Origin of the sequence: Ectobacillus panaciterrae DSM 19096 (genome assembly GCF_000430785.1) — a bacterium.
In the GTDB taxonomy this organism is placed as follows: Bacteria; Bacillota; Bacilli; order Bacillales; family Bacillaceae_G; genus Ectobacillus; species Ectobacillus panaciterrae.
Map to the genome: position 1 here is coordinate 1 of NZ_AUMR01000150.1, position 5,077 is coordinate 5,077.

The window sequence follows — 5,077 nt, forward strand, 5'->3', positions numbered from 1 at the left end:
GCATACTGAAATTTCAAATTTTAGTGTGCGAAATTTCAAATTTACATCACACAACTTGAGATTATGAAAAAATTCGCTATGGAAACAAAAAAAGAAAGGGAAGTTGTATGCCATGAGAATAATACAGCATGCTCATGTCTTTTGATGTGATGTCGTTTTTAAATAAAGTCACGGTGTTTATAAAAAAGTTGCGATGTTTTGCCCCTTTGGATCTGTTTATCTAAAGGGGTGTTTTTATAGTGAAAAGTGAAAAGAAGATCTGAACTGAAAGGTGAATTAAGGAACTGTTGAGTGGCAATAAAGTTACTCCACTAAAGGGCCAGATTGTTGAATAACTCACTTCCAAGACTGTTGGATAATTATATAGGGTAGATTGTGAAGATTTGTACTTAAAGTAACGGGCAGTTTAGTTGAATAAGGAATCGGATAACTATAAAAAAGCAAAACTCGCCAATACTGCGGCGAATTTTGCTTTTTTATATGCCAATAACGAAGTCAAAACAACTGTCATTTTGGTTTATAATTTCGGAAAAGCACCTCAAAACGGAACCCTTTATAAAAAATAAGTGGCTTTTTTTATTCTACTCTTTATGTCTCCTTTTTAAAAATTTTCTAACGAAATAAATCTAAAAGTTCGTAAGTTCGTCACATGTAGAAGAAGTAATATTTCTTGACTTAGAGCAAACTCTAAGTATTACTCTTTCTTTGTGTCACAAATTAAAAAAGAAAGAAGAAATAGACATATCAGATTTAATGGAGGCGGTTATATTGACATATTCTATTGGAGAATTTTCTAAAATCGTTGGGTTAGGCGAACATACATTGAGGTTTTATGAAAAAGAAGGGTTAATAAAAGTAAACAGAGACGAGAACAATGTCAGAATCTACTCGGATGAAAATAAATTATGGATTGAATCTTTGCTCCACCTAAAAAATACGGGGATGTCACTAAAAGACATGAAACAATTTGCCATGTGGGGGCATATGGGGGATGAAACGATGGAAGAAAGGTTAGCTCTACTTAAAAATCATCGCAAAAAAGTAGTGGAAGAATTGGAGAAGATTCGTCAAAGTTTAGAGCATCTGGATAAGAAAATAAATGTTTATGAAAATGAAGTAGGAAACTGTTTCTTTGGAAATTAAGAAGCCAGTTGTTTTTTCCATTTGCGTCTTTTTGATAAACCTCGTACAGACAGCTTTCTAAATCGTGTTTTTATCAAAAAAAAATAAAAAATAAAAAAACACTTGCTTTAGAGTGCACTCTAAGGAGTAACCTATTCTTGCACCATTTAAATACATGAAGTGTTGATCAACCTTTACAACATACGACAAACTAACAATGCTAGGTGAATACTATTCAGAAAGAGGTTAAAAAAATGAACGAAAAATATAGCAACTTATTTGAATCTTTTACATTTAAAAACGGGATTACCCTTAATAATAAAGTCGTTATGGCGCCAATGACAACTTGGTCCAGTAATGATGATTACACGGTTTCGGATGATGAATTAACCTATTACAAAAAAAGAGTAAACGGAGTAGGGCTTGTTATTACAGGTTGTACACATGTGACTCCAAACGGGATCGGTTTTACAAATGAATTTGCAGCTTATGACGATAAATTTATGCCGGGCTTACGTAAATTAGCTGAGGCCGCGAAAAGTGGCGGAGCTCCTGCGGTCCTTCAAATTTTCCATGCAGGTAACAAAGCCCTACCAGATCTTGTTCCAAATGGTGAGGTTGTTAGTTCCAGCGCTTTAGAGACTGAAGCAACTGCATTTGCTCCTTCAGTTTTGCCTAGAGAACTTTCACACGAGGAAATTTTAGATATCATCCATGCATTTGGAGAAACAACAAGAAGAGCAATTGAAGCAGGGTTTGATGGCGTTGAACTTCATGGTGCTCATGGGTTTTTAATGCAAAACTTCTTCTCACCTTTCTTCAACAGACGAGAAGACCAATGGGGGGGATCATTAGAAAATCGCATGCGTTTCCCATTGGGAATTGTTCAAGAAGTGAAAAAGGTGATTGAAAAGCATGCAACAAAACCGTTTATGTTAGGATACAGAATATCTCCTGACGAACATGAAGAAGGCGGTTTGAGAATGAAGGATACCTATGCATTGATTGAACGCCTGATTGAAGAGGATGTTGATTATGTGCATGCTTCATTGGCTGATGCTCTTTCTTCAAAGCCAGTCGACAGTCAAGATGAAAAAACATATCTTGAGTTAATTGTTGACCATGTAAACGGCCGAGTTCCTGTACTGGCTGCTGGTTCTATGGTGACTCCTGATAATGTTGCCAAAGCATTAGATAAGGGTCTTACCCTAGCTGCGATTGGCCACGCGTTAATCATGAATCCAGACTGGGTTGAAAAGGTTCAAAATGGACAAGAGTCTGAGATCCAAACAGCGATAAAGGCTTCAAAGGTTAGTGAGCTTGAGCTTCCGGAAAAACTTTGGGGCGTCATTCAAGCTTTAGGTCCATGGTTTAATATCGAAGAATAACATTGTAATAGAAAAAGTTTACTGTTTTTACGTTTTTATTTAGAGAGCAAGATAAGGTTGTAATTATTACGGATGACTCTAGTGGATTAGAGAAGCCACTGCAAGAGAACTTGAATTTGCAATTGAACAACCTTCTGATGTAGCGATTAATGAGATGATTATTCGTCCAACAATTCAAGAACTCCAAAAAGAAAACATTTGTCATGAGGCAGCCCCACTTTTTTTTGGGGGGCTGCTTGTTCATTACCTTATACTTTGCAAATAATGAAAGGTTAACTTTAAAATTTATACTAGTAAAACAAAAATATAAAGGAGGATAAATCATGTTAAACTTTGATTTTTATAATCCAACCCATATTATATTTGGTAAGGACAGACTTCAGAGTATTGATATGCATGTTCCAGCAGATGCTACTGTTTTAATAACCTATGGAGGTGGAAGTGCTAAAAAGAGTGGTCTTATCGACAAGGTTAAAACTGCACTAGGGAACAGGAAAGTATATGAATTCGGTGGTATAGAGCCGAATCCTCGTTACGAAACATTGGTAAAAGCCGTAGAAATTGTACGCAGTGAAAACATTGATTTTTTACTTGCTGTTGGTGGAGGGTCTGTTATCGATGGAACTAAATTTATATCACTTGCTTTTTGTTATGAGGGAGATTCCCGTGACCTGTTGAAATATGGCTTGGCACCGATTCCTTTTGAAGTAGCAGGAAAAACAGTTCCATTTGGTACAGTGCTTACTTTACCTGCTACAGGATCTGAAATGAATAACGGAGCTTCAATCAGCTATAAACAAGGAAAGTATCCTGTTATGAGTATGTTAAATTATCCTAAATTTTCAATATTAGATCCGACCCTTACTTTTACACTTCCAAAGATTCAGGTTGCCAATGGTGTGGTTGATGCATTTGTGCATACAACTGAGCAGTATCTTACATTTCCTGTGAATGGCATGGTACAAGATCGAATGGCTGAGGGTATTTTACAAACCTTGATCGAAATAGGAGAAACTACAGTTGCTGAACCTGAAAATTATGACGTACGTGCAAATCATGTTTGGAGCGCTACTCTTGCATTGAATGGGCTAATCGGTGCGGGTGTTCCACAAGATTGGGCGACTCATATGATTGGAAATGAACTTACCGTATTATTTGGTATTGATCATGCACAGACTGTAGCGATTGTATTGCCATCATTACTAGAGGTAAGACGCGAACAAAAACGCACTAAACTTCTGCAATACGCTGAACGTGTATGGCATATAGAGAGTGGCAGCGAAGAGGAAAAGATAGACTTAGCAATTCAGAAAACCAGAGAATTCTTTGAAAGCCTTGGTATAAAAACGCATTTGTCCCAATATGGCGTTGAAGCTGATAAAATTCCAGTTGTTATTGAACAACTAAAGGCTCATGGTATAACAGCCCTTTCAGAAACTGGTGATATTACCTTGGATATAAGCCAAAAGATTCTTGAAAATGCAATGTAGATGTATTCTATAACGTCTTCCCCGTTACTAGATGGTATAAATATGCACGATGATTTTCCTAACGTTATCGTGCATATTTTTAGGTTCTGGTGCAAAAAACATGTACTAGTCCAAACAGTTTATGGATGAATTCTTTTTGATTTTGGATAGACGTCACCCTTTGGTGAATTTGTTTCTTTTTAATCATATGCACGGCTTCTATACCACACAGTATGTAAGTAGCTGTACAAAATGACTTCAATCCTAGTATAGAACGAACTCGCTTCTTAATAAAACGGTGATCTTGCTCCACGATATTATTCAGATATTTTACCTGCCTTAATTGTGTGTCTTCAAGCATCTGTTTCTCTCTTCTTTTAACTTTTGAATCGCTACAGGGTAGGGAGGATTTTTATCCACTGTTATGATACGAGGCTTGGAAACGTACGAAAAAGCCAAGGCTTTCTTGGAAAAGCGCTTAGCTGCTTGTTTATCTCTTGATTCACTTAGATAAAAATCCATAGTATGCCCTTTTGAATCGACTGCACGATATAAGTACATCCATTGCCCTTTTACCTTGATATATGTTTCATCGACTCTCCACGAGTCATTTGTTGACTTAAGATGATGTCGTACTCTTTCTTCTAATTGAGGTCCATATTGAGGTTCTGGTGCAAACTTCGAATGCTGTCAAAATATATACAAAAATATGAGTGTAGTTCCGAACGTTTAAGTATATTGTTAAGTGACAATAAAGTCGTTTAAATCATAATAAAGTTGTTTAAAAACGTCAGTCATGTTATTTCATTATACCAGCTAATATAAGTCAATACTTTTGGCTTAATATTGATTCATAAGTAATGTTACAATAAAAAAAGGCATGACAAAGAGACTTCAAAACAACAATTTGAAGTTTTTGTAATTAATGTAATTATTAGTTATTTGTTTATGCCATAAAACTCTCTTTATGCTTGAGAATGGCATAAATCCAATGTAATAGCTTGTTGGCGCAGGCTATTATCGCTACTTTGTGAGGTTTTCCCTCACTTCTTTTTTTGTCGTAAAACTCTCTAAGTTTGGTGTTTCGATTATTCGTTA

3 protein-coding genes and 2 pseudogenes are annotated in these 5,077 nt (G+C 36.0%); 3 read left to right on the forward strand and 2 right to left on the reverse strand.

Translation table 11 applies throughout. The features are described from left to right. The first annotated feature begins 768 nt into the window (after window positions 1–768). From H540_RS0121420 to H540_RS0121430, 3 genes are all read left to right on the forward strand, one after another. Entirely contained in the window at window positions 769–1,143 is a 375-nt protein-coding gene (locus H540_RS0121420) for a MerR family transcriptional regulator (RefSeq protein WP_028402322.1), read from the forward strand. A 233-nt stretch (window positions 1,144–1,376) separates the two neighbouring features. Further along, a complete protein-coding gene (locus tag H540_RS0121425) occupies window positions 1,377–2,510 on the forward strand; it encodes an NADH-dependent flavin oxidoreductase (RefSeq protein ID WP_028402323.1) in 1,134 nt (377 codons plus the stop codon). Between the two features lie 323 nt (window positions 2,511–2,833). Continuing rightward, entirely contained in the window at window positions 2,834–4,000 is a 1,167-nt protein-coding gene (locus tag H540_RS0121430; protein WP_028402324.1) for an iron-containing alcohol dehydrogenase, read from the forward strand. Between the two features lie 79 nt (window positions 4,001–4,079). Here H540_RS0121430 and H540_RS30580 read toward each other — a convergent pair. Continuing rightward, window positions 4,080–4,642: pseudogene (locus tag H540_RS30580) on the reverse strand (IS6 family transposase); the annotation flags it as partial. Between the two features lie 283 nt (window positions 4,643–4,925). Next, window positions 4,926–5,077: pseudogene (locus H540_RS33520) on the reverse strand (IS110 family transposase); the annotation flags it as partial.

Bases quoted from the DNA above. Each gene is read 5' to 3' on its own strand.
- H540_RS0121430 (WP_028402324.1), top strand. From the start codon at position 2,834: ATGTTAAACTTTGATTTTTATAATCCAACCCATATTATATTTGGTAAG.
- H540_RS0121425 (WP_028402323.1), top strand. From the start codon at position 1,377: ATGAACGAAAAATATAGCAACTTATTTGAATCTTTTACATTTAAAAAC.